General features: G+C 62.8%; 17 protein-coding genes and 3 pseudogenes. 9 read left to right on the top strand and 11 right to left on the bottom strand.

Annotated features, from left to right (window positions below; all coding sequences use genetic code 11):
- The first annotated feature begins 69 nt into the window (after positions 1-69).
- From C8D95_RS07950 to rbsK, 3 genes are read left to right on the top strand one after another with little or no spacing between them, the layout of a single operon-like run.
- Positions 70-528: an SRPBCC family protein gene (locus C8D95_RS07950; RefSeq protein WP_109758645.1), complete on the top strand. Its 459-nt coding sequence runs from the start codon at positions 70-72 to the stop codon at positions 526-528.
- A 57-nt stretch (positions 529-585) separates the two neighbouring features.
- Positions 586-1038: an RbsD/FucU family protein gene (locus C8D95_RS07945; RefSeq protein ID WP_109758644.1), complete on the top strand. Its 453-nt coding sequence runs from the start codon at positions 586-588 to the stop codon at positions 1036-1038.
- Between the two features lie 4 nt (positions 1039-1042).
- A complete protein-coding gene (gene rbsK, locus C8D95_RS07940) occupies positions 1043-1966 on the top strand; it encodes a ribokinase (protein ID WP_241239853.1) in 924 nt (307 codons plus the stop codon).
- Here the strand turns inward: rbsK and C8D95_RS07935 are convergent.
- Positions 1963-3801 carry an extracellular solute-binding protein gene (locus C8D95_RS07935; RefSeq protein WP_109758642.1) on the bottom strand — a complete coding sequence of 613 codons (1839 nt, stop codon included), beginning with the start codon at positions 3799-3801 and terminating at the stop codon, positions 1963-1965. The two genes, rbsK and C8D95_RS07935, sit on opposite strands and share 4 nt — an antisense overlap.
- A gap of 135 nt (positions 3802-3936) precedes the next feature.
- Here C8D95_RS07935 and C8D95_RS07930 point away from each other — a divergent pair, with 135 nt between their 5' ends.
- The 4 genes and pseudogenes from C8D95_RS07930 to C8D95_RS07915 all read left to right on the top strand — a co-directional run.
- Positions 3937-7116 (top strand): 2Fe-2S iron-sulfur cluster-binding protein, encoded by a 3180-nt coding sequence (locus C8D95_RS07930; RefSeq protein WP_109758641.1) that lies wholly within the window; start codon positions 3937-3939, stop codon positions 7114-7116.
- 264 nt (positions 7117-7380) lie between these two features.
- Positions 7381-7959, top strand: a complete 579-nt coding sequence (locus tag C8D95_RS07925; RefSeq protein ID WP_126918544.1) for a hypothetical protein — start codon at positions 7381-7383, stop codon at positions 7957-7959.
- Positions 7956-8222 (top strand): HGGxSTG domain-containing protein, encoded by a 267-nt coding sequence (locus C8D95_RS22740; protein ID WP_109758639.1) that lies wholly within the window; start codon positions 7956-7958, stop codon positions 8220-8222. The genes C8D95_RS07925 and C8D95_RS22740 overlap by 4 nt, the downstream gene beginning before the upstream one ends.
- A gap of 532 nt (positions 8223-8754) precedes the next feature.
- Positions 8755-8889: pseudogene (locus C8D95_RS07915) on the top strand (IS5/IS1182 family transposase); the annotation flags it as partial.
- A gap of 152 nt (positions 8890-9041) precedes the next feature.
- Here C8D95_RS07915 and C8D95_RS07910 read toward each other — a convergent pair.
- The 4 genes from C8D95_RS07910 to C8D95_RS07895 are packed head-to-tail and all read right to left on the bottom strand — an operon-like array spanning position 9042 to position 14689.
- Complete coding sequence (locus C8D95_RS07910) at positions 9042-10253, bottom strand: ABC transporter ATP-binding protein (protein WP_109758638.1); 1212 nt, start codon at positions 10251-10253, stop codon at positions 9042-9044.
- Complete coding sequence (locus tag C8D95_RS07905) at positions 10253-10999, bottom strand: ABC transporter permease (protein WP_164721630.1); 747 nt, start codon at positions 10997-10999, stop codon at positions 10253-10255. The genes C8D95_RS07910 and C8D95_RS07905 overlap by 1 nt, the downstream gene beginning before the upstream one ends.
- A gap of 29 nt (positions 11000-11028) precedes the next feature.
- Complete coding sequence (locus C8D95_RS07900; protein WP_109758636.1) at positions 11029-13521, bottom strand: glycosyltransferase; 2493 nt, start codon at positions 13519-13521, stop codon at positions 11029-11031.
- A complete protein-coding gene (locus C8D95_RS07895) occupies positions 13514-14689 on the bottom strand; it encodes a glycosyltransferase family 2 protein (protein ID WP_109758635.1) in 1176 nt (391 codons plus the stop codon). The genes C8D95_RS07900 and C8D95_RS07895 overlap by 8 nt, the downstream gene beginning before the upstream one ends.
- A gap of 228 nt (positions 14690-14917) precedes the next feature.
- Here C8D95_RS07895 and C8D95_RS22935 point away from each other — a divergent pair.
- Positions 14918-15337, top strand: a pseudogene (locus C8D95_RS22935) (transposase); the annotation flags it as partial.
- A gap of 562 nt (positions 15338-15899) precedes the next feature.
- Here C8D95_RS22935 and C8D95_RS07885 read toward each other — a convergent pair.
- The 6 genes from C8D95_RS07885 to C8D95_RS07860 form a co-directional block, all read right to left on the bottom strand.
- Positions 15900-16841, bottom strand: a complete 942-nt coding sequence (locus tag C8D95_RS07885) for a glycosyltransferase family 2 protein (RefSeq protein ID WP_211312617.1) — start codon at positions 16839-16841, stop codon at positions 15900-15902.
- A 62-nt stretch (positions 16842-16903) separates the two neighbouring features.
- Entirely contained in the window at positions 16904-17914 is a 1011-nt protein-coding gene (galE, locus tag C8D95_RS07880) for a UDP-glucose 4-epimerase GalE (protein WP_109758633.1), read from the bottom strand.
- A gap of 53 nt (positions 17915-17967) precedes the next feature.
- Positions 17968-18996 carry a glycosyltransferase family 2 protein gene (locus C8D95_RS07875; protein ID WP_164721628.1) on the bottom strand — a complete coding sequence of 343 codons (1029 nt, stop codon included), beginning with the start codon at positions 18994-18996 and terminating at the stop codon, positions 17968-17970.
- Positions 18997-19004: 8 nt separating this feature from the next.
- The gene (locus C8D95_RS07870; protein ID WP_126918543.1) at positions 19005-20357 is read right to left on the bottom strand and encodes a hypothetical protein; all 1353 of its coding nucleotides are present in this window, start codon (positions 20355-20357) and stop codon (positions 19005-19007) included.
- An 83-nt stretch (positions 20358-20440) separates the two neighbouring features.
- On the bottom strand, positions 20441-21928 hold the full coding sequence (locus tag C8D95_RS07865) for an NAD(P)/FAD-dependent oxidoreductase (RefSeq protein WP_109758630.1): 1488 nt from the start codon (positions 21926-21928) through the stop codon (positions 20441-20443).
- The gene (locus C8D95_RS07860; RefSeq protein ID WP_109758629.1) at positions 21925-22911 is read right to left on the bottom strand and encodes a UDP-glucuronic acid decarboxylase family protein; all 987 of its coding nucleotides are present in this window, start codon (positions 22909-22911) and stop codon (positions 21925-21927) included. Before C8D95_RS07860 ends, C8D95_RS07865 begins: the two co-directional genes overlap by 4 nt.
- A gap of 251 nt (positions 22912-23162) precedes the next feature.
- On the opposite strand from C8D95_RS07860, the pseudogene C8D95_RS07855 reads away from it, so the two are divergent.
- Positions 23163-23583, top strand: a pseudogene (locus C8D95_RS07855) (transposase); the annotation flags it as partial.
- Positions 23584-23726 lie beyond the last annotated feature (143 nt).

Raw genomic sequence — 23726 nt, 5'->3', positions numbered from 1 at the left:
CGCAAGACAGGCTTGACCCGGACGCCGCCCGCCGCCACAGCAGTCACGAGGCCGCAAGGAGCACGACGCATGGAACTGAACGACGAGGTCCGCATCAGGGCGCCTAAGGCCGAGGTCTATACCGCGCTCAACGACCCCGAAGTGTTGAAGCTGTGCATCCCCGGCTGCGAGGAGCTGACCCGCACGTCGCCGGATGACCTCGAGGCGAAGGTCGTCCTGAAGATCGGACCGGTGAAGGCCACCTTCGCGGGGTTCGTCCACCTCGACCAGAGCGGCGCCCCCGACGCCTTCAGCCTCACAGGCGAAGGCAAGGGCGGCGCGGCGGGCTTCGCCAAAGGCGGCGCCGACGTGACCCTGACCGAGGACGGCAACGAGACGGTGCTGTCCTATACCGCGAAGGCGGACATCGGCGGCAAGATCGCACAGCTCGGCAGCCGCCTGATCGTCGCGACGGCCAAGAAGCTGTCGGCGAAGTTCTTCGAGGACTTCGCCCGCGTGATGAACGATCGCACCGACGGCACCGCCTGAGACTTGCCCTTTCCTTCCCGATCGTGCTCAGGTCGGGCCGAAACAGGGAGGCAGGGAATGCTGAAGGGCATCGACCCCAGACTGAACGCTGACGTGCTCTACGCGCTCCGCTCGATGGGGCATGGCGACACGGTGGTGCTGACCGACACCAATTTCCCGTCCGAGGCCTGCGCCCGCGACACGGTCCTGGGTGAGCTTCTCAGGCTCGAGAACCTGACGCTGGCCGAGGCGACCGAGGCGGTCCTGTCGGTCCTGCCGCTGGACACCTTCGTCGACGACTTCGCGATGCGGATGGAGATCGACGGCGACCCGGCGAAGATCGCCCCGGTCATCGCCGAGACGCAGAAGGCCATCGACGCCGCCGAGGGCCGCCCGCGCCCGATGGTCTCGGTCGAGCGCTTCGCCTTCTATGACCTCGCCCGGGAGGCCTTCGCGATCATCCAGACCGGCGAGCGGCGGTTCTACGGCAACGTCATCTTCCGCCTCGGCGTCATCACTCCGGAAGAATGACGCCGTGACCGGCCCCATCGTCATCCTCGGCATCTTCGTCGCCGATACCACCTACCGTGCCGACCGGCTGCCGAAGATCGGCGAGACGATCCTCGGCCACCGCTTCACCCTCGGGCCCGGCGGCAAGGGGTCGAACCAGTCCGTCGCAGCGGCGCGCGCAGGCGGCGACGTCCACTTCATCGCCCGGCTGGGACGCGACACCTTCGCCGACCTCGCCTTCGCGACATGGGCCGACGCCGGCGTCCATCCGGCGGTGATCCAGGTCGAGCGCGAGGCCACGGGTGCGGCCTGTATTTTCGTCGAGGAGGAGACGGGCGACAACGCGATCATCGTCTGCCCGGGTGCTGCGGGCGGCATCACGCCTTCCGATATCGATACGAAGACCGACCTGATCCGACGCGCCGGCGTTTTCGTCACGCAACTGGAACAGCCCGTCGACGCAGCGATGCGCGGGCTCGAAATCGCCCGCGACGGCGGCGCGGTGACGATCCTGAACCCGGCCCCCGCCGCCACCCTCCCCGACGCGATCTTCCCGCTCTGCGACTTCGTCACTCCGAACGAGAGCGAGGCCGAGCTTCTGACCGGGGTTCCCGTCAGCGACCTGCCTTCGGCCCGCCGCGCCGCCGAGGCGCTTCTGGAAAAGGGCGTGGGCGCCGCACTTCTGACACTCGGCGGCAACGGCGCGCTTCTGGTGACGAGAGACGGCGAGATCCATGTCCCCGCCTTCCTGGCCGAGCGCGTGGTCGAGACGACGGGCGCAGGCGACGCCTTCAACGGCGGCTTCGCCGTGGCGCTCTCGGAAGGCATGTCGGGTGAGGATGCCGTGCGCTTCGGATGCGCCGTCGCGGGCCTGTCTGTCACGCGCGCGGGTGCCGCCGCCTCGATGCCGGCGCGCGCCGAGATCGACGCCCTCCTCGCCCGAAGCTAACGCAGCGCGCCGGCCGATTTCAGGGCGCGGAACTTCTCCTCGTTCCACCACCAGAAATCAACGCCACGGGTATAGGGCGGCTTCGTCGCCGGATGATCGAAGACGTCCCAATAGGCGACCCAGTGTTCGCCCTTGAACCAGTTCGGGATCCAGATCATCCGGTCGCGCAGCACGCGGTCCAGCGCCCTGACGCGCACATCGAGCGTCTCGCGGTCCTCTGCGGCCAGCACCTGCTGGATGATCTCGTCGATCACCGGATCGGCGATGCCCGACAGGTTCGCCGAACCCGGATCGTTCGCACTGTTGCTCCCGAAAAGCACGTTCAATTCGACCGAAGGCGACACCGGCAGCACATAGCGGCCCGACACGATGTCATAGTCGAAACGCTCCTGCCGCTCCTCGTATTCGGCCGGGTCGACCATGTTCAGCGTGGCGTCGATGCCAACGGCCTTCAGGTTCTCGATGAAGGGCAGGATGATGCGCTCGAAGGCCGGGCTATCGTTGAGAAATTCGACGCTCAGAACCTCCCCCGCTTCGTTCCGCCGGACACCGTCCGAGCCCACGACCCAGCCCGCCTCCTCGAGAAGCGCGTTCGCCCGCCGGACCATCGCGCGGTCGGTCTTGTTCGGCTGCGACACGGGCGGCACGAAGGCGGGTTCGCTGAAGACCGTCTCGGGCAGCCTGTCGCGCCACGCCTCGAGGAAGGCAAGCTCTTCGCCCTCCAGCGCGCCTGCGGCCTGGAGGTGCGAGTTCTCCCAGAAGCTGTCGGTGCGCTCATAGAGTCCGTAGAACAACGTTTCGTTCGACCATTCGAAGTTGAACATCATCCCCAACGCCTCTCGGACCCGGCGATCCTGGAACTTGGGATTGCGCAGGTTGAACCAGAACCCCTGCGCGCCCGAGGACCGACCGTCCGGAAGCGTCTCGCGCTTGACCCAGCCCCGCGTCAGCGAGGGGAAGTCATAGCCGGTCGCCCAGAGAGCCGAGAAGTTCTCTTCGTGGAAGAGATAGACCCCCGCCTTCAACGCTTCGAAGGCAGCGGTGGAATCCGAAAAATATTCATAGCGGTAGCAATCGAAGTTGTTGGTGCCCCGGTTCACCGGAAGGCTCGCCCCCCAATACTGAGGATTGCGGCAATAGGTGATGCGGCGCCCCGGGTCGGCGCTCGACACCACATAGGGTCCGGACCCCACGGGCGGGACCATCGTCGAGCGCTCGAAATCGTTCGCCTGATAGTAGTGCTTCGGCAGGACCTCGAGCTCGGCCACGGTCGAGATCAGGTCACGGGTCTGCGCGCCCGCGCGGAACGTCACCTTCACCTCACGGGGGGACAGCACCTCGGCGCCCTCGACGTCCTCGATGGCGAGGCGGTAAAGCGGATTGGCCTTCGTCTTGAGCGTCTCGATGGTCCAAGCCACGTCGTCCGCCGTGACGGGCATCCCGTCCGAGAAGCGCGCGTCGGCCCGGAGCTTGAAGATCACCCAGGACCTGTCTGCCGGATATTCGATCGTCTCGGCCAGAAGACCGTAAAGCGCGTCGGGTTCGTCCCAGGCCCGCACCATGAGCTGGTCGTAGATCAGCTCCAGCCCCTGCGCCGCCTCGCCAGCGAGGATGAACTTGTTCAGGCTGTCGAAGGTCTGGCTGGCGAGCGTTCCGCGAAAGCTCATCGTCCCGCCGCGCGGCGCGCTCGGGTTGACGTAGTCGAAATGCGCGAAGTCGGGCGGATACTTCAGCTCGCCGAACGCGGATATTCCGTGGCTGACCGTCGTGTCCTGCGCCGCGGCAGGAAGGGCCAGGGCAAGAAGGGCGAGAAAGGCGAATAGGGTCGAACGCATCGGGACCTCCGGTCTGTCGAGGGAGCGTAGCACGCGCATGACGCGAAAACGACGCGTTTTCAGAGGCGAAGTTCGCGCCATGCGCGTGGCGCCGTCCCTTGCCGCCGACCGCGCGCGGACATAGCTTCGCCGACGATGGCGCTTCGCTTCTTCTCCGACCGCAACCGGCCCGTCCACCTGGGTCCCTACCCGCTGGAGCGTCTCCGGCGGCAGGACACGCCCGACCTGCGGGGCCTGCCGGACGCGCGGCCGCTCGCGGTGCCGACGCAGGGTTTGGCCGCTGCGATGGCAGACCACCAGGCGATGATGGACGCGATCCGAGACGGCCTCGTGAACCGCGCCCGCGCCGCCTGTCCGGACGACGAAGGCGAACGTGCGCGCCACCTGAAGGCATTCGGCTATTTCAACGACACCCACATGGTCGGCATCTGCCGCCTGCCGCCCGCTGCGCACCTGCCGCAGCCGTGGCGCAACCCGGGCATCGACCGTCTCGCCAACGACCTGAAGACGAAGCAGACGAAGACGCTCGCGTCGGGCATCGACATGATCATGGCCGACCTCAAGGACTCGATGGAAGCTCCGCCATCGACAATCGACGGACACACCCACGCGGTCATCTTCCTCTCGGCCCGCCCCCGCGACCCCTGGCCGGACGAAGCGAGCACCGAGTGGCTTGAGGGCGCTGGCCCCGCCGCCGCCGCGTTGCGCGCGTCGGAAACCGCGGTCGTGCTGGCGAACTACCTCAGGCTTCTGGGCTTCGACGCAAAGGCGCACACGGAGACCTCGTCCGATGTCGACCTGAACCGCCTTGCGGTCGAAGCGGGGCTCGCGGTCGCCGAACACGGCGAGGTGTCGGCCCCCTTCCTTGGCCTGCATTTCGGTGTCGCCGCACTCACCACCACCTTCGCCATGACGCCTGACCGCCCCCTCGCCCGTTACCAGCCCTCGCTTGGACCGCGCTGGTGGCTCGGCTGGGGGACGGCGAATAGTGCCTTGAACCGCGATCCCTTCGCGCGACGCCGCTTCGCCGATGGCCCGCACCCTTTCGAGACGCTGAAACGCGTCGACGCACCCACGACCTATATCGACGAGCCGCGTGTCCCGCGCGTCCCCAAGCGAACGGACATGTTCGCCCGCGCCCAGTTCGGCGATCTGGGCAAGGCCGTGCAGGATGGCGCAAAGGGCGGGCACTACGCGAAGAAGGCCCCGACAGCGGCGGCCGAGCGTCGCATGCTGGGGGCTTTCGTGCTGTTGCAGGACGGCCCGCCAAGCGAGGGTCTACACCCTGCTGATCCGCAGGAGAACGCCGACGCCATCAAGGCCGCCGCCTATTTCCTTGGGATCGACGCGGTCGGCATCAGCCGTTGCCCGGACTGGGCGTGGTACAGCCACGACGCGGCGGGCCATCCCATCGACCCACCCCACCCGACCGCCATCAGCATGATCGTCGATCAGGGCTTCGAGACGATGGAAGGCGCCAGCGGAGACGACTGGATCAGCGTTGCCCAGTCGATGCGCGCCTACCTGCGGTTCTCCCTTCTGGGAGGCGTGATCGCGGCGCACATCCGGCAGTTGGGATATTCGGCCAAGGCGCACACCGTGCTCGACGGCGAGGTCGTGCAGCCGCCGCTGCTCCTTCTGTCCGGGCTGGGAGAGGTCTCGCGCATCGGCGAGGTCATCCTGAACCCCTTCCTCGGCCCCCGCCTGAAATCGGGCGTGGTGACGACCGACATGCCGCTCGCTTTCGACAGGCCCATAGACTTCGGCCTCCAGTCCTTTTGCGAGGCCTGCAACAAGTGCGCCCGCGAATGCCCCTCGGGTGCCATCACCGCCGGACCGAAGAAGATGTTCAACGGCTACGAGATCTGGAAGTCCGACAGCCAGAAGTGCGCCACTTACCGCATCACGACGAAGGGCGGCGCCATGTGCGGGCGCTGCATGAAGACCTGCCCGTGGAACCTGGAGGGCCTGTTTGCCGAACGCCCTTTCCGCTGGATGGCCTCGAACGTGCCGTCGCTTGCCCCCGCGCTGGCCGCGCTCGACGACCGCCTGGGGCGCGGCGGGCTGAACCCGGTCAAGAAGTGGTGGTGGGATCTGGAACTGGAAGAGGACGGCGGCTATCGCCCGACGCGCCACCCGGGGAACGCGCGCGACCTTCAGCCCGATCTGAAGATCCGGCCCGAGGACCAGACGCTTGCCGTCTATCCTGCCCCGCTGACGCCGCCGCCCTGGCCCTATCCCTATCCGATGGATCGCGAGGCGGGCATCCTCGCCTACGGCGACCTCCTATCACCCGACGACCATCGCGCCGCCGTCGCACGCGGCGAGGACGTGGCGCACCGGGTGCCCGATTTCGCCGACAGCCCCGTGGTCGAGGCGGTCGTCTCGAAGGTCGAGCGGATGACGCCTGCCATCGCGAAGTACGAGCTGCGCGCCGCCGACGGCAGCGACCTGCCCGCCTGGACCGCCGGCGCCCATCTCGACGTCGTCGTGGCGCCCGAGTTCCTGCGGCAATACTCGCTGTCGGGCGATCCCGCCGACCGCTCGGTCTATCAGGTGGCGGTCCTGCGCGAGGATGCCGGGCGCGGCGGGTCCAGCCTGATGCACCGCATCTTCGGCGAGGGGCGGCGGGTGTTCCTGTCGAAGCCCGTGAACCACTTCCCGCTGGTGGAGGATGCGCCCGTGACGCTTCTCTTCGGCGGCGGGATCGGCGTGACCCCCATGATCTCAATGGCGCACCGGCTACACGCGCTCGGGCGCGACTTCCGGCTGCACTATTCGGTGCCGTCCCGGGGCGCCGCCGCCTTTCTGCCCGACCTCGCCGGGATGCCCTGGGCCGACAACGTGACGCTCCATGTCAGCGACGAGGGCACGCGCGCCGATATGGAGGCGCTTTTCTCGGGGCCGGCGGAGGGCGCCCACGCCTATGTCTGCGGCCCAGACCGCTATATCACCGCCGTCACGGCGGCGGCCCGCACTTCGGGCTGGCCGGAGGAGGCGCTGCATGTCGAGTACTTCGCCCTTCCCGAGGAACCGGAGTATGAGAACCATCCGTTCACCCTCCGCCTCGCCCGGTCGCAGCGTGAGGTCGAGGTTCCGGCGGACCGCTCGGCAGCTGACGCCCTGCTTGAAGCAGGGGTGCGGGTCGATCTGAAGTGTTCCGACGGTCTGTGCGGCGTCTGCCGCTGCGGCGTCGTCGCGGGCGAGGTCGAGCATCGCGATTTCGTGCTGTCCGCTGCCGACCGCAAAGTGTCGATGATCCTCTGCCGCTCGCGCGCAGCGAAGCCGGACGGGATCGTGGACATCGATCTTTGAGCGTCAGCCCGCGAAGGCGCGGCGCTGTTCGGCGGCCGTCTCGGTGACGGGCGACAGGAGCATGTACAGAAGCTCGAGCATCCTGTTGGTGCGTCCGAACCTGTCTCGATGTTAGGCGCCCCAATCATTTGCTCTGAGCGTAGAGCCCGGCCGAATGAATGTGGCTTAGTAGGGGGAGGGGGTCTGCAGCAAGAAAGTCGAATTCAACCCCATGCACAGTAACGTCGGCTTGCAAAATCGATCGGCTATGCCCACTTGCGGGCCATGACCAAGAAGAAATCACCAGACGCGGTTGAGGACGAACGATTTGCGTCGCATTCAATCATGCCCTCGAAGGAAGTGGTGGCTAACATCGCGGACGTGGAAATGCGGAAGCTCCACGAGATTGTGGACCTTCTTTTTATCCCACTGAACGTCGGTCACGACGAGCAGCAGGCCTGGTTCCGCCGGGCTCTGGAACAATATGAAAGCCTCGCGCCGAGGGATGGGATCGAGGGGATGTTGGCCGCGCAGATGATAGGAACGCATGCCGCCGCCCTCGAGTGCTTGAGACGGGCCGCTCATTCGCGAGAGCGATTTGCCGATCGTGAGCAGAACTTGAAGCATGCGCAGAAGCTCATGGCCCTCTATACCCAGCAGGTCGCGGCCTTGAACAAGCACCGCGGCAAGGGTCAACAGAAGGTCACCGTCGAACACGTCCACATCGAAGCCGGTGCGCAAGCCATAGTTGGCAATGTGGATTCTGGAGCCGGAAAGCACAACAAGGCCTCTCCCGCTGTGCTGGAGGAACAGAAATCAGTGCCGATGCCGGAATTTGAGCCTTCCAAGCTGCGGCGGACATGACGTCATATCATCCGCGCAACACCAAGCCGATGCGAGATAGCCCCCGCTGCGGCGCCAAAACACGGCGGGGCACGCCGTGTCAGGCGCCGGCGGTGGCGGGCAAGCGACGCTGCCGCATGCATGGCGGAGCCAAGGGTTCGGGAGCGCCCAAGGGCAATCAGAACGCGTTGAAGCATGGGCGTCATACTGCGCACTCCAAGGAGACGCGTCTCCTAATACGCGCGTTTGTTCAGCGCACGCGAGAGATCATAGAAGAAATCTGATCGCCCCGAGACCTACGCGCGGGCATGCTTTGCGAAGTGGTCCATGGAGTGTCGTCATTTCAAAACCTGGAGACAAGGTCGTCAGCAACTGAGCAAACTCGCACTATGCGGTCAAAGTCTGAAGAGCAGTATGATATGATCTTTGTGATTCTGAATGAATGACGCATTAGTGCATGACGGCCCCGGTCTGAATAAAGGTTCGGCGGGGAGAAATGCTAGAGTAGACAACCGCGGACGGAGACGATGGTCAATGGCGCCGACTTGACTCCGAATGTCCCGATCTACGCCACCGGATAAAAGCTGGGTCCTCATTCTGTCGGACAGCAACACATGATCCAACCGCACGTCTGCGTTCCGTTCCCATCTGCTTCGACAGTAATCCCAAAAGGGGTACAGCGTGTCCTCCGGGTAGAGAACTCGCGTCGCATCGGTCCAGCCGGCGCCATCCATGAGCGATACTGCCGGCGCAGCTCGGGCTGAATAAGGGCATACAGGTTGGGTGCAGTGTCTGGAGGAAGTCAGGCCTCAGGTCAATTGCGTGAAACTGCCGGGTCAGCAGTTCATGGCGATGGACTTCGACCGCCAGCTCGCCGAGCTTCAGGGCCGCATCGCCGTCCTCAACGGCTACACTGCGCTCGGAATACCCGTCACAGAAGCTCTGGAGTAAGTCCGTCCGAGGAAAGGGAACCTCGGTCATCGACCGATTTATGTAACAGAGCCATTCATGTGCAGAAGCTGCTGAGCTTCATGCAGAATCGCAAACCACTTGCGTCTTGCAGACTGACCGAACATCCCTTGAGTGTGTGGTCGACTGACGTGTCAGTCCGGGGTGGCCCGCCAGCGTCTCGGCGGGGCTAGGACGCCCAGGAGCTTGGGACCTCCCGTGATTTCGAAGGAGTAGGCATCCATATGCATGTCATAGGCTTTCGACCAGTCTCTGTGCCATACGCCGACCGAAACGAAGTAGGTGCCGGGGGAAAGATCGAGCCGCGCAAAGCTGATCGAAAGCGACAAGCCGCTCGCAACTTCAGGGATCTCTATTTGATCAGTCTCGGAATTGGCGTCAAAGCAGAGGCGCCGGGATGCATCGGCGATACTGACGCTGATCTGCACTTGCGTCGGCTCGGCAGGAGTCAGTCGGAACCGAACGGTCATTGCATCTCCTTGAGCAATGGTACCGATCGCAGCTCCGGACGCGTCCATCAGCCTGACGTCGCCGATGACGACTTCCTTCGTACCGAAGCGGTTCGGTCCTTCGAGCGGCTCCGCCTTCGCCGCCTCGTTCGCCGCCGCGCTGTGGGCGGCGGTCTCATACGCCTCGACAACCGCGTCAGGCAAACCCTCGGCGCAAACATGTCCTGCGTCTAACCAGATCGCGCGATCACAGAACTCACGGATCTGGTGCATGTCGTGGCTGATGAGGACGATCGCGCAGCCGGCTTTCTTGAACGCCGAAATACGGGCAAGGCATTTTCCTTGAAAGGCTAGGTCGCCGACCGCCAGAACTTCATCGATGAGCAGGATCTTCGGATCGACATGAACGGCGATAGCAAAGCCAAGGCGCAGTCTCATTCCGCTGCTGTAAGTCCGCACCGGTTGCTCGATGTGGTCGTGCAGATCGGCAAAAGCGATGATATCGCTCATCCGCTCCTGCACTTCTGATTTCAGAAGGCCGCAAAGCACCCCGTTGATCAAGACATTCTCGCGCCCCGACAGATCGGGATGCATCCCAGTGTTCAACTGAAGCAGCCCGCGCACTGGATCGCTGGCGGCAACGCTGCCGCGATCAGGCTGCATGACACCGCCAAGGAGGCGCAACAACGTGGATTTGCCAGATCCGTTGCGTCCGATGACGCCGACCATTTCACCCGGCGCGACTCTGAGGCTGACATCGCGCAGGGCCCAGAACCGCTTCTCCGACCGATTTCGGAACAAGCCGGATTCCAGCCATGCGCGAAAGGTCGGGGCAATATCCGAGTTGCGGTGACGGAAGCTCTTTCCGATGGTTTCAGCAATCAACGCGTGCCGCACTACAATTCCTCCAGAAATCGCAGGCTGGCACGGCGGAAGAACATCTGTGAAAGCCAGAGAAAACAGAGCGAACCTCCTAGAACCAAGGAAAGCGGGCCCCAATCCGGCCAGCTATCGCGCATCAAGATGGCGCGAAACGCCTCGATGATGTGAAGCATGGGGTTCAGCCCCAGGACGGCGCGCGTGCGGTCGGGGAGATTAGTTGCGTCGTAAAAGATCGGAGTCGTGAAGTAGCCGAGTTGCAGGACGATCGGTACGATATACTGCATGTCGCGGAATGAGACGTTCAGGCCGGCGACGAGGTACGACACGGCAAGCACGAAAATGAACATCGCGGCCATCACCACCGGCAGCGCTATCAGCGACAGGCCGATGCTCGTGCCGCTGAAAAGCAGAATGACGACCAGCACCGGCAGCGTCAGTATGAGTGTCAACAGATGAGAGGTGGTGACGGAAAGCGGCAGGGCGACGGCCGGGAAGCCGGGCTGTGCAATCAAGGCGGAATTCGCCACGATGCTTGTCACGCTTTCAGACGTGGCGCCCTGAAACCAAGACCAGACCACGATGCCGATGAAGAGATGCGCGGCATAATTAGGAATCTGGAGCGGTAGGATCACTTTGAATAGAAGGTAGAAGGTCAGAAGAAATAGCATCGGGCTCGCCACGGCCCAGAAGACCCCCATCACGGTGCTCTTGAAGCGCGATTTCTGATCGCGCATCACAAGCACCGAAATAGTGTCGCGCATGTGCCGGAGCGACCGGCCCGAAAACCTCCTCATATTCCCTCAGCCGAAACGGCGGTGGCCTCTAGCGGTTCGAGTGCGCGCGCCTTAGCCTGCGCGTCGCGCCAACGGCGCGGCGCGCGGATCAGGCCAACAATTTCCGCCCAGACAAAATCGCGGCGGTGTCGTCGGGGGCGGATCAGGCGCTTGATCTGCTGGTCCCACAGCCAAGCTCGGATCGCGAACCGGAAGACGGCCGATGACGAGACCGTTCGGTTGCGCAGGCAGGCCAGCAAATAGGATGCAAAGCCCGATCCGTTGTCGGTTAATTGTTGACGGAGGCCATCGAATTCGGCGCGGTGCTCGTGCCAGACGAAAGCGCCAGGTTCGTAGACATGTAGACTTCCCCTCGACAGTGCCCGGTGAAACATCTCGATGTCGCCTCCGCCACGTGTCGCGGTGCCCACGTCAAGCGCCGGATCGAAGTGCCCGGCGGTCTCGAACGTCCGACGACGGAACGCCATGTTGGCGCCGACGCCAAGGGCGCTGGCCCAGAGAAGGTCATGCGGCCACATCCCGATCGGATCGTGGGTCACGGCGTCAAACCCCTTGCCCATGCCACCATAGACATCCTCGAAATAAAGTCGCGCGGCGGTGTCAAGTTTCATTGGCACCACGAGGCCGGTGATGAAATCCACTTCGCGGTCTGCAAAGGCCGAAGCAATGCCGCTCAGCCAATGCCGATCTACCTGAGTGTCATCGTCGGTGAATGCAATGATGTCGTGCCGCGCGGCTGCGATGCCGCGGTTTCGAGCCCAATTGAGACCAGGGCGATCCTCCCTCACGTAGCGAAGGCCGGTGCTCTCGGTTAACAGCCGCTCAGTCGCCGGAGAGCTGGGCGCATTGTCGACGATTAGTATCTCGTAGTCCGGATAATCGATCTCAAGCAGCGCAGCGAGGCAGCGGCGGAGGGTTTCGGTCCGGTCGCGAGTGCAGACGACCACCGAGATCGGCGGCCGCTCCGGCCTGTGTGGCCGCGCGATTCGATGTATGCGGACCAGCCTCCCGCATATGTCGTGGTCAGTCAGGACGGCGAGGCGCAGCGCGGACCAGAACATGCCCGCCGCGGGCTTGCCGTCAAATCTGACCCAGCCGAGCGGTTGTTGCGCAAACCGAACGAGCACACGAAGCGGAAAACCGATCACGTCGGACCGCGCGACGACCGACCAGTCCGCCAGATCAAGCTCCGCCACACCTTTTCCTCGCATCGGTAGGGTTGTGCCCGGTTCCGACAGCCAATCTGGCTCCTCCGCGGGAACGGGCGACAGCAGCACCGCTGCTTCGTCGGTGAGTGCCCACTGCGAGACCTTGGCGCAAAGCAGCGCGTCGAGATGCCGCGTGTTAATTGGTTCGAGCCCAGGTGCTGCGTGCATTCGCGCTATCAATTCAGGGCCGATCCGAATGTTCAACCCGGCGACGGAACCTATTGCCAGTCTTTCGCGGGCGCGGGACATGCCGTCGAGCAGGTCTATCTCGGCCTCACTGAGCACCTTGACGGCAGGCGCGGCGTTCCGCAACGCTTCTAGCGCAGCGAAGTTCTTAGCTGCCGAGGCGACGCCCAACTGATAGGCAAGCGCACGCGACAGGATGTTCAACCTTTGCCACGGAGCGAAAAGGCGCGAACCTTCAAAAATGGAAAGAAGTGCCGCGGCGAGGGACAGCAGAATATGGGCGACTGAAGGCACCCGGAAGCAAACCAGACCCAAGAGTTTGGCTCCGTGGGTGTTAGCAGTCATGTTTGCACACCGCAGCCACGGAAACAGAGCGGGGTGCTTCTCGGCGATCTGATAGTCGGCCGCCCCTTCGTTTTGCGCCCGCACAAGGTTGCGCTTGGGCGTGCTGGCATCATGGTGCAGACCGCGGGCGTTCGGCGCATAGATCACCCGCACGCCGGAGGAAATCAGACGAAAGCCCAATTCGTAATCCTCGCGGCACTTCAGCGACGCATCGAATCCTCCAATTGAGATGAAGTCCGCCTGCGGGAGCGACATGTTGCCGCTCATCACATCGGTGAAGCCGAAGCGATAGCCGGGTTTGGCCATTTCGCGAAAACGGCCGATCCACCACTCGGTGACGGTTGCGCCGAACCAGCCGCCCGCGGCTAGAAAGGGCGCCGACTGGCCGACGACGACTGAGCCTACATGACGCTCGCCAGCAGCGAGATGCGCCGCTAGAAAGCCGGGATCTGCGACAATATCATCGTCGAGGAACACGATCCTGTCGCATTGGGCAATCGCTGCGCCGGTGTTGCGCGCTGACGCCGCCCCGCGGCCGACCGCTGGACGGTGAACCAGTCTGAAAGGCCAACGCCGTCCATCGAGCGCCGCCAGAGTGTCGTCGGTGCCAGCATCGATCACAACAATGACCTCAAACGCATCGGGGCCAGTGGTTTGCACGCAGAGTGCGTCCAACGTGCGTAGCAGAGCCGCGCACCGGTTGTGTGTCGGGATCACGACCGAAAGCTGATAGGGGGAGCCGTCAGACATGTCCGGACTCGCGCGCGATCCGACGCGCTTTCAGGTAGGCAAAGGGACCCTTCATGCAGCCCCGCAGTTCAGCCATGATGACAGCGCGGGGTGCAACCGACGCCGGGCGGATGAAACTGCGTATGAGCGAGGGAAGTTGTTCGTACAGAAACCACTCGACAGCACGCCGCAGCACGCCGAACTCTCGGTCAACGAGCAGCGACCGCGTCCATGAGGCGTAAACGCCGACGCCATAGCCGTGAACGGCTTTCAATATCTCGTCCGGAGTCCGCCGATGGCGATGCCAGTTTAATGCGGCCGGCTCATAGACGATGGTGTAGCCGCCACGCAGAAGGCGGGTAAAGTACTCGTGATCACCGCCCGATTGTGTAGCCGTCCCGGCGTCGAGAGCAGGATCGAAGTAGCCGATCTTTTCGACAACCGAGCGACGGATCCCCATGTTTGCACCGGCACCTATCTGGCCAGTGGCCAGAGGATGGGTGCCCGGCATCCGGAAGATGCGCCGGACGAATCCGCGCTTGGAAAAACCCGCCAGCCGCTCGAACTGCTCTTGCGCATCATTTTCCAACTCGTAAGGCATCGTCAGGCCAGCAACGCAGCCAACTTCGGGGTCAGCGAAGGCGGTCAGGATGGCATCGAGCCAGTAGCGGTCCGCCACCGCATCGTCGTCGATGAAGGCCACGATGTCGGTTTCCGACTCACGCAGCGCACGGTTGCGCGCATTGTCGAGACCCTTGTTCGGCTCCATCACGTACTTAACGCCCGGAAAGCTTTCGACCACTTGGCGCGTCAACGTCTCAGTGCTGCAATTGTCGATGACGAGGATCGACGCGGGCGTCTCAAGCCGCATAAGAGCTGCAAGGGCGCGACGCAGATCGTCCGGCCTCTCGCGAGTACAGATCGCAACCGTCGCCAGTAACTCAGGCGCAGCAACGGGGCTACACAGTTTTGCCTCGGCGGAACAAGCCGCCGCAAGCTCCAATGTAAAGGCGGGAATTGCGCGGGTGACCTCAGCCCCCGACACCGTGCCATTGCGAATTGGAACGGTGACCTGGCCAACCGGTCGTCGCCCTTCGCGCAAGAGTAACAGGGCGCGGTCATAGCCTTCAATTCCGCTACGATCTTGCCCGGCGTCACCAAGGCTAACATCAAAGATTTTGGTCGCCATGTCTTACCGTTATGTCTCGTCCAAAATTCGGGGCGTTCCGAAGGGCTCGATAAGTTTGCTCGTTCTACTAAACCCCAGCGGCCGATCGCACTGCGATTGAGTATGCTGATGTTGGCATCACCATATCGTCCATCCGACGGTTGCGCAGCGATGAATCGTCGCGGAAGCGAGCTCTGATGCAGAAATCCCGTGACGGATTCATGTTGTGTATCCAGCGTGATAGCTGGAATGAACAGCCCATCCTTCCCCACCTACAAGACCAGGAACTGGTGCGGCTATAACGAGGCGCTCAAGCGCCGGGGGTCGCTGACGGTCTGGACGTTCCCCAGATGGACTGGGACGCCCACACTACAGGCAGGCGCGGTCGGCAGCTGACCTACAGCGAAGCCGCGATCGAGACCTGCCTGACGATGAAGGGTGAAGGGCGCCCGGAACACGGTTCGCGGACCGTTTTCAGCACTGACAGGCGAAGCCCCCGGGCTGTTTGGCATGGCGCTGGGGCAGACGACTGGCTTCGTCGAGAGCCTGCTGCGCCTGGTCGGCCTAGACTGGATCGCGCCCGACGTCAGCACGCTGAGCCGCTGCCAGAAGACCATGGCCGTCAACATCCCCTACCACGGCTCCAGCGGGTCGTTGCATCTATTGATACCTCCTCGGGACATCACTTCGTGATGCCCTGCCGGTCAGCGGACAGATACGTGGGCCGCGCGCTCTAGCAACGATGGAGCGGATACCACCGCCGGAGCCGCGTTGAGACGAAACCTCGCGGAATCATGCTGCGGATAACCCTGCGGGTCAGTGAATGCACGGCATGAAACTGCTGGCAGCGGCGAATGGCGAGGGGTTTCTACCGCCAGCTCGCCGAGCTTCAGTCCGCTTCGCCGTCCTCAACGGCTACACGGGCGCTCGGCATACCCGTCACAGAAGCCGTGGGGTAGGTTTGTCCGCGGACAACGGAACCTCGGCCAGCGAGATTTATCCAAAAAAATCGTCCCAACACCTTCTGAACCTGAGCGTAACGGCTCTAATTTTACCAGGGCGCGCAGGACGAGGTCGACGCGGTCGGTGAATTGTCGGGTTACGCGCTTGCCGAGAGTGTTGAGACTGTCTGTCTTTAAGACGGCAACAACAATCTGACGCCGCGTGAGAGGATATACGGCCACACCAAGGCGGAACACTTCGGACCAAGTCCATTTATGCAGACGTGTCTTCACCCAATGCGCAGCCGCGCCTTAAGGTATCCCAACACGGCCGCGAGGTGATGGAGAGCGTGCAGAATCACTGCCTGTACGGCGAAGCTGCGACCGCCTTGAGTAGCCAGAAAGCGGATCAGGTCGGCATTGGCGGCTGTGAAGACCGCGCCACAGATTGCGGTGAGCAGCAATGCGGCTGGCCAGACAAGAGCCAGCGGCAGGGACAGAACGGCCAGCGCAACGGCTGCGGCCGAAACACGTTTGTCCCACGTCGTCGACAAGACCCCCCGGGGCATCCGGCCGGAGATCAGAAGCTTTGTCCACGGCACCGCACGCCCGTTCATGTCTGTCCGGAACATCGTGAACAGCGTCCAGTCCTTCAGATGTTTGCCCATGATCCCCGGATCGAGAACGATCGTCCCGCCCTCCGCCGTGACCTTCAGCCCGAACTCAACATCCTCGATATTTTCCCACTCCTTGAGAAATCCTCCTGCGTGGTCGAAGGCCGCTTTGCGAATTGCGCCCAGGCCGGTCCAGAACGTCGGCACCTGCCCAGCAGCCTGCCGGTGCGTATGACAATGCAGTAGGTTGCGATAACGCCCGACGACAGTTTCCGAGCCTGGCGCATCGTCATAGGCTCCGATGACGCCATCGATGGAAGGATCACCGAGACAATGCAGGATGCGCGCCCGCACGTCGCAATGCACTAAGACGTCGGCATCGACGAACAGGATGCCATCTCCGGACGCGGCCGCTGCACCTTGATTGCGGGCGTTCGCTGGACGTGCCGGCGTGTCGTTTCTCAGGACCTGCGTGCCGCGAGACTTGGCGATGTCGCCGGTTCGATCCGCCGATCCGTCATCGACAACCACGATACGCTCAGGAGGAAATCCAGCCGCCACGAGCGCGTCAAGACACGCGCCGATGGTGGTCTCGGCCTCGTGTGCCGGAACCACCACGTCCAGCGTTAGGTCGCGGCTCCTGCCCGAGGCCGGGCTTCGCGATCCAACACTGGCGCCATTCACGCCTGCAGCGATGGTGCAAGAGCGGCCAAGCGCTCGCCCTGATGCCAGACGAGTGCAGTTCTGAGGATCGTCTCGATATCAGAACGCGTCGTGAGGTCGGGCCCAAGAAGCTTTTTCGACAGCGAAGGATTGGCGACAAGCTCTGGCGGATCGCCCGGACGTCGGGGGGCGTCCTCGAGCGGGAGCTTTCGGTTCGCAAGGCGCTCCAGCATGGCAACAATATGGGCGACCGAGGCCCCTGAGCCGGTGCCGAGGTTGCAGACGAACCGATCGCCCCCTCCGATCAGCCGTTCGAGCGCGCGAACATGGGCAAGCGCGAGGTCGGAGACATGAATGTAATCCCGAATGGCGGTGCCGTCCTCGGTCGGATAGTCGCGCCCGAAGACCTGCAACGCCTGCTTCCGGCCCAAGAGCGCTTCAACCGCATTGGGAATGAGGTGGGTCTCATTGGCTCGGAACTCGCCAATCTCACCATCGGGATCGGCACCTGCTGCATTGAAGTAGCGGAGTGTAGCGGAGCGGAGGCCGTACGCCCTGCCATAATCCTCGAGGACGCGCTCGACCATGAGTTTCGACGCGCCGTAAGGATTGATTGGCGCCGTGGGCAGGCTCTCGTCGATGCAGCCTTCGGAGGACGTTCCGTAGACTGCGCAGGTCGAGGAAAAGACGAAGGGCGGTAACCCGGCGGCGCGCGCGGCTTCCAGTACGGCAAGGGTCCCTGCGACGTTCTGGCGGTAGTAGAGCGCGGGTTCGGTCATCGATTCGCCTACGAGTGCAAGCGCTGCGAAGTGTACGATGCCCACCGGGTTATGGCGTCGCATGACCTCCCCCAACCGCGCGATATCCGAAATGTCGCCGATCTCTATGGGGCCCCAGCGGACGGCCCAGCGGTTGCCGATGGAGAGGTTGTCGAAGGTGACAGGGGTGAAGCCGGAATGCGCTAGCGCCTTACAAGTGTGGCTTCCGATGTAGCCGGCGCCTCCGGTGACGAGGACAGTTCCCCGCATGAGTGGCTCCCTTCGCTCGGCCGTACAGGCGCCAGTCTGACGCGCCACCGCAGTCATGTCTTGTCCAGTTCTGGCGGCCGGGCCGCCAGCCGCATGAACCATTCCTGAACCGGCATGTAACGCTCAAAAACCGGGAACGCACCTCGCGCCATGGGGTCCAGCGTTTCAAAGACAGGTCCCGGACTCGACTTCAGCCGAGCGAATAGCGTGTAGAGGCCGAAGGCCGCAAGATGCGCTGTCGACGAAAGCAGTGCTTTTCGTAATGCGCGACCTGTATATCGTGCAAAGCCGCCCGGAAAGCCGGCCGAAAGAGACAGACCAGCGGCGTAGAGGTCGTAGTTTGCGCGCGCAAGTTGGAGCAGCTTTGGCGGCAGAGAAGGGTCCTCGCGTTCCAGTTTCTCCAGCGCCATGTCGACCGAATTGCGCATCCGGTCCGCGTCGCGCGACATCGTACCCCGGGTCTCGCGGTAACCGACATGATAGCCGGGCGCTACAACGACCGGCCCGATCCTGGCCAGCCGGAGATAGAGGTCAATATCCTCAGCTCCCTGCGCTCCCGCCTTCTGGAAGCCCTCGTCGTAGCCGCCGATCCTCTGCACCGTTGCCCGGTCCATCATGGTGGCGCTGGCGTTCCGAATAAAGTTGACGGTCAAAAGTCGTGTCAGGACATCGCCCGCATAGTCCGGCCTACCGAGATCGGCCAGGAGCCGGTCGTCGGCGTCGATCCGGCGCGACCAGGTGTAGACCATGACCGGCTGGCGCAGCGCGGCATCGGCGGCGGCGAGAAAGCGCGTCACCGTCTCCGGGTGCCAGAGATCGTCCGCGTCGAGCGCGGCGAACCAATCGCTACTTGCCTCGGCTATGCCCCGGTTTCGCGCGGCCGCGACACCCGCGTTCGCCTGACGGATGATCCGGACGCGCGGGTCCGCCTTGGCGTGGGTCTCTGCGTGACCAAAGGTGTCGTCGGTGGAGCCGTCATCGACAAGGATGATTTCGATGTCGGGATGCGTCTGCGCCCGCACGGAGTCAAGCGTGCGGTCGAGCGTACTCGCAGCATTGAGCGCCGGGATGACGACCGACACCCTAGTCACTATGCGGCCCGGCGGCGCAGTGCGCCCTCGGCCACGAAAAGCAACGATAAGAGTGGCAGGAGCCATTCCACGCGAGCCTGATAGCGTGGTGCCGGGGCAGAAAGCACGCCAAAGACGCACGCGTTGACAACAAGGCCGAAGACGATGACGGCAAGGATCTCGATCTGCGACCGGGTCAGGCGTCCGGCAATCAGAAGAGCTCCCAGCACAAGCGCTGAAAGGAAGGTGGCGGCATACATCGCGAGCTCCGAAAGACCCATGATGAGGGAAGGCGTGCCGCGCTCGAACTCTTGACCGGTCCAGACGAAAGCCTTACCAGCCTCCGCGACCCGAATGAACTGATAGGCGGCGTTGCGGGCGGCCGCGATGGACTGTTGGAGCGGATACTCCATGGCGGCCGCCGCCACGATCTCCCATTCACGGTCCCGGATCTGCTCCCGCGCAGCCTTGTCCCGTGTTTCGAGACCGTTCTCGCCCCAAAGAAATGCGTAATGCGAGTCCGGCACACGCCCGTCGAAGACGTCGCACAACTCGCCGCCCTCAGCGCACTGTTTCTCGATATACCAACGCGCCGGCCCATCTTCGAGCGAGCGGGCCAGCGTGACGGGGGGACGGAGCGGCGCGAAGCTTACTTCGCCGAGAATCGCCATGCTGGCGCCAAGATTCAGGGTCGGCGCGACGGCGACTACGATCAGACCGGCAACGAGGGGAGCAAGGCCGTGTCTGGTTGGGATCGTCGGCGGCGCTCTCCGTATCAGACGGAGCAGAAGTGCGGCCGCAACCACTGCAAAGGCCAACGGCATGTTTCCGTAATGCGTCGAAACTGCAAAAGCGGCCAGCACTGTCAACGCCAGTCTCTGACCGACGCTGAATTCGTCGAAGCGCCGGACCAGCAACGCCGCGAAAACTAGGACGACCGCACCGAAGATGTCCGGCATCAGGTAAGTGGTCATCCATGCGACCTGGCTGACGGCGAGGAGCGCGGCGAACCCGGCTGTCAGAACGACCGGGCGCTGCATCGCCACGCGGTCGATGCACGCGAAGATCGAAAGTACGATCAGAAACGCCTGGAGATACGTCATTGCGTAGGGTCCCGCGGTGCGGACCACGGCGGCGAAAAGGGCTGCATAGGTGATGGAGCGGCCGTAAACTGCGGAGGTGTCGCCGAGTTGGCTTGTGGGCGAGCCAACGCCACCGCGCCCAGCTGCCCCGGCGTCGCCTCCATCGCTGCTGGAAAGCATATCGCCTACGATGTTCCAGATAGCATCGCCGCCGGCGATGTAGGCGTTTGTGTCCGGGAAGGCGATGAAATGGCCGGTTGCAGCTAAGGGCCAGCACATCACGAGCGACATCAGAAGCGCTACGGGAAGACCGCGGAGAGAGAAGAGCGGAGCAGCGCGGCCACTTTCCCCAGCGGAATTGAAAACGTCCGCCATCAGGCGGGCTCCTTTCGAAGCTCCGTTCGCTCCATGCTGTTCTTCGGACGGTCGTCTCGCGGCCTTTCAAATTGCTCGTGATATGCACGGTCGACATTGACATTCCAGACGTCATGCCGCTCGCCAAGGATATTGCGTGCCGCCAGCATGCCGGTGAGCATCGAATGATCCTGATTGTTATAGCGGTGCTGGCCGTTTCGCCCGATGCTCTGAAAATTCTCCAACTTCTTGAGCCACGCGAAGATGGTATCGACCGCGGCCCGGTACTCGGTGTCGTATACGGGATACGCCTTAGGCTGCCGCACTACGGTGCCGTCAACCACATCCTCGCGCCGGGCCAGCCCGAGTTGCTCCAGCTCGCGGGCGGCAAGGGCGACAAGCTCGCTATCCGCCGAACTCCAAAGATCGTCATCGGTCCAGCAGAAGTACTCCATTCCGATCGAGGTCTGCTGGTCGTTCGGAATCATCTCCGGCGACCAAGCGCGGAAATTCTGGATCCGCCCGACCCTGACATCTGGTGAATGAATGTATATCCAGTTGTCTGGGAAGGGGTCGGGTTTGTCTAGGATGAGGGCAACAAGAATGAAGTCGCGGAAGCGGAGTACACTGGCGGCATCGAGGACCTCTTGCGGCGGCGGCGGAGAGATGCAGCCGATCAGCGTCCGAAGGTCCATCGAATTGATGAAATGGTCGCCAGCCACGCGAATTGGCCCGCCGGGCGTATTGACTATCACGGCTTCGATACGATTGTCGTTCCGCTCGATCCCGATTACCGGAGCGTTCATGCGAACTTCCGCGCCCTTCCTTTCGATGAGTTCGGCGGTCATCTCCCACATCATGCCGGGACCCTTCGACGGGTAATGGAATTCCTCGATCAATGAGGTGGTGTCGCTCCGGCCCGAAAACGCGTTGATGACTGCCTTCGAAAGCGACAGCGACTTGATACGCTGTGCGGCCCAGTCGGCCTGGATAAGCTTAGGCGAGATTCCCCAAACCTTCTCGGTGTAGCTGTCGAAGAAATGCATGTAGAGCCGGCCGCCGAAACGGTTGATGACCCATTCCTCGAAGGTGTCTTCATGGCGTTTTGGGCGGACCTGCCACTTGATGTAACTCAAGAGGATGCGGGCAGTCTCGTAGATGCCGATCTTTGACAGTGCGTTGAATGGCTTCAGCGGATAGTCGAAGTACTTGTTTCTGTAGAAGATGCGCGACCTACGGGGCCGCCTAAGAAAATGCTTCCCAAGGACGCCATGCCACATCTCTTCGACTTCCGGAACCTTGGTGAAGAACCGATGGCCGCCGATGTCGAAACGAAACCCCTTATATCTTTCCGTGCGTGCGATACCACCGAGGTGATTGCTCGCCTCGAAAACGGTGACGCGGGCGTTCGGTGCCAGACGCTTCAGTTCATAGGCTGACGAAAGACCCGCTGGACCGCCGCCAATGACGACCGTGTGGCCGATGTCCTCGCTTACGCCGTGTGTCATGCGACTGTCCAACTCGGCCTCGCTATAGGAGTGGGCCTTTCCGAAAGCATGATCGCGGTGCGGAAATACTCGATCGTGGCGTCCAATCCGGCGCGAAGTCCAACTTGGGGCTGCCATCCGGTGGTCGCCGTGACCTTCGAGATGTCGGGCTTTCGGCGCTGCGGGTCGTCCTTGGCCGCATCCACGAACACCAGTTTCTCGGGCTCTCCGATGGTGTCGAGAATGTGCGTCGCCAGTTCGAGAACGGTAATTTCCTCCGGGTTCCCAATGTTAAAGGGTCCAGTTTCGCCTTTAGGGGTTTCGCTCACCGCCAGGAACGCGTCGATCAGGTCCGAGACGTAGCAGAACGAGCGCGTTTGCGACCCATCACCGTAGATCGTAATCGGATCGCCGCGGAGCGCCTGAACGATGAAGTTCGACACAACACGCCCGTCAGCAACCTGCATCCGAGGTCCGTAGGTGTTGAAGATGCGAACTACCTTGATCTCGAGCCCACTCATCCTGTGGAAGTCGAAGCACAGGCTCTCGCCGAACCGCTTGCCTTCGTCGTAGCAGGCACGGGGACCCGTCGTGGACACATTGCCTTGATAGGTTTCGGGCTGCGGGTGTACCTCGGGGTCGCCGTAAATTTCCGAGGTGGAGGCCTGAAAAAACTGGGCAGCACTACGCTTAGCGAATTCAAGTCCGTTCAACGTACCGAACGCCGCCGTCTTGGCCGTCTTGATCGGATCGGATTGATAAAAGACGGGCGAGGCAGGGCACGCCAGGTTGAAGACGAGATCGGCCTCGATCTCCGGAAAGGGTTCTACGACATCGTGCTTCACGAAGGTGAAATTCTGCCGATTAAGCAAATGAGCCACGTTGCTCATGCGACCGCTCGACAGGTTATCTATGCACGTTACATGCATGTCGCGCACAATGAGCGCGTCGCACAAGGCGCTGCCTAGGAAGCCAGCTCCCCCGGTAACTACAGCCCTACTCACCAGACGTCTACCCCTCACATCCTAAGCTGATCTTTAGTACGTTAGTCTTACCCATGGTCAATGCGGTATAACTCCGGTCACGAAGTTCTGTTCGGGTAGCTAGGGCATTTCTGCTTTCTGGCCAGATCACCCGTTCAAGGCGCAAGACTCCGATCGAAGAGAGCGCTAGGGGTGTCGCTTAGCCATTTACGGGGCTCTGTTGCAGAAATCCCGTGAGGGATTCATGTTGTGTATCCAGCGTGATAGCGGGAATGAGCAGCCCGTCCTTCCCCACCTACAAGACCGGGAACTGGCGGGCCTATAGCGAAGCGCTCAGGCGCCGGGGGTCGCTGACGGTCTGGGATCGATCCCGAGATGAACCGGGACGCCTAAACTACAGGTAGGCGCGGTCGGCAGCAGATCTACAGCGATGCCGCGATGGAGACCTGCCTGACGATGAAGGTGAAGGGCGCGCGGAAAACGATTCGCGGACCGTTTTCAGCACTGACGGGCGAAGCCCCCGGGCTGTTTGGCATGGCGCTGGGGCAGACGACCGGTTTCGTCGAGAGCCTGCTGCGCCTAGTCGGCCTGGACTGGATCGCGCCCGACTTCAGCACGCAGAGCCGCTGCCAGAAGACCCTGGCCGTCATCATCCCCTACCACGGCTCCAGCGGGTCGTTGCATCTATTGATACCTCCTCGGGACATCACTTCGTGATGCCCTGCCGGTCAGCGGACAGATACGTGGGCCGCGCGCTCTAGCAACGATGGAGCGGATACCACCGCCGGAGCCGCGTTGAGACGAAACCTCGCGGAATCATGCTGCGGATAACCCTT

The sequence above is a fragment of the Silicimonas algicola genome (assembly GCF_003148765.1).
In the GTDB taxonomy this organism is placed as follows: domain Bacteria; phylum Pseudomonadota; class Alphaproteobacteria; order Rhodobacterales; family Rhodobacteraceae; genus Silicimonas; species Silicimonas algicola.
Note: the sequence above shows the minus strand (reverse complement) of the source record. Positions and strands in the feature narration are given on the sequence as shown.

Bases quoted from the DNA above. Each gene is read 5' to 3' on its own strand.
- C8D95_RS07950 (WP_109758645.1), top strand. From the start codon at position 70: ATGGAACTGAACGACGAGGTCCGCATCAGGGCGCCTAAGGCCGAGGTC.
- C8D95_RS07945 (WP_109758644.1), top strand. From the start codon at position 586: ATGCTGAAGGGCATCGACCCCAGACTGAACGCTGACGTGCTCTACGCG.
- C8D95_RS07935 (WP_109758642.1), bottom strand. From the start codon at position 3,801: ATGCGTTCGACCCTATTCGCCTTTCTCGCCCTTCTTGCCCTGGCCCTT.
- C8D95_RS07930 (WP_109758641.1), top strand. From the start codon at position 3,937: ATGGCGCTTCGCTTCTTCTCCGACCGCAACCGGCCCGTCCACCTGGGT.
- C8D95_RS07925 (WP_126918544.1), top strand. From the start codon at position 7,381: ATGACCAAGAAGAAATCACCAGACGCGGTTGAGGACGAACGATTTGCG.
- C8D95_RS22740 (WP_109758639.1), top strand. From the start codon at position 7,956: ATGACGTCATATCATCCGCGCAACACCAAGCCGATGCGAGATAGCCCC.
- C8D95_RS07905 (WP_164721630.1), bottom strand. From the start codon at position 10,999: ATGCGCGACACTATTTCGGTGCTTGTGATGCGCGATCAGAAATCGCGC.
- C8D95_RS07900 (WP_109758636.1), bottom strand. From the start codon at position 13,521: ATGTCTGACGGCTCCCCCTATCAGCTTTCGGTCGTGATCCCGACACAC.
- C8D95_RS07895 (WP_109758635.1), bottom strand. From the start codon at position 14,689: ATGGCGACCAAAATCTTTGATGTTAGCCTTGGTGACGCCGGGCAAGAT.
- galE (WP_109758633.1), bottom strand. From the start codon at position 17,914: ATGCGGGGAACTGTCCTCGTCACCGGAGGCGCCGGCTACATCGGAAGC.
- C8D95_RS07870 (WP_126918543.1), bottom strand. From the start codon at position 20,357: ATGTCGCTCGTGATGTGCTGGCCCTTAGCTGCAACCGGCCATTTCATC.
- C8D95_RS07865 (WP_109758630.1), bottom strand. From the start codon at position 21,928: ATGACACACGGCGTAAGCGAGGACATCGGCCACACGGTCGTCATTGGC.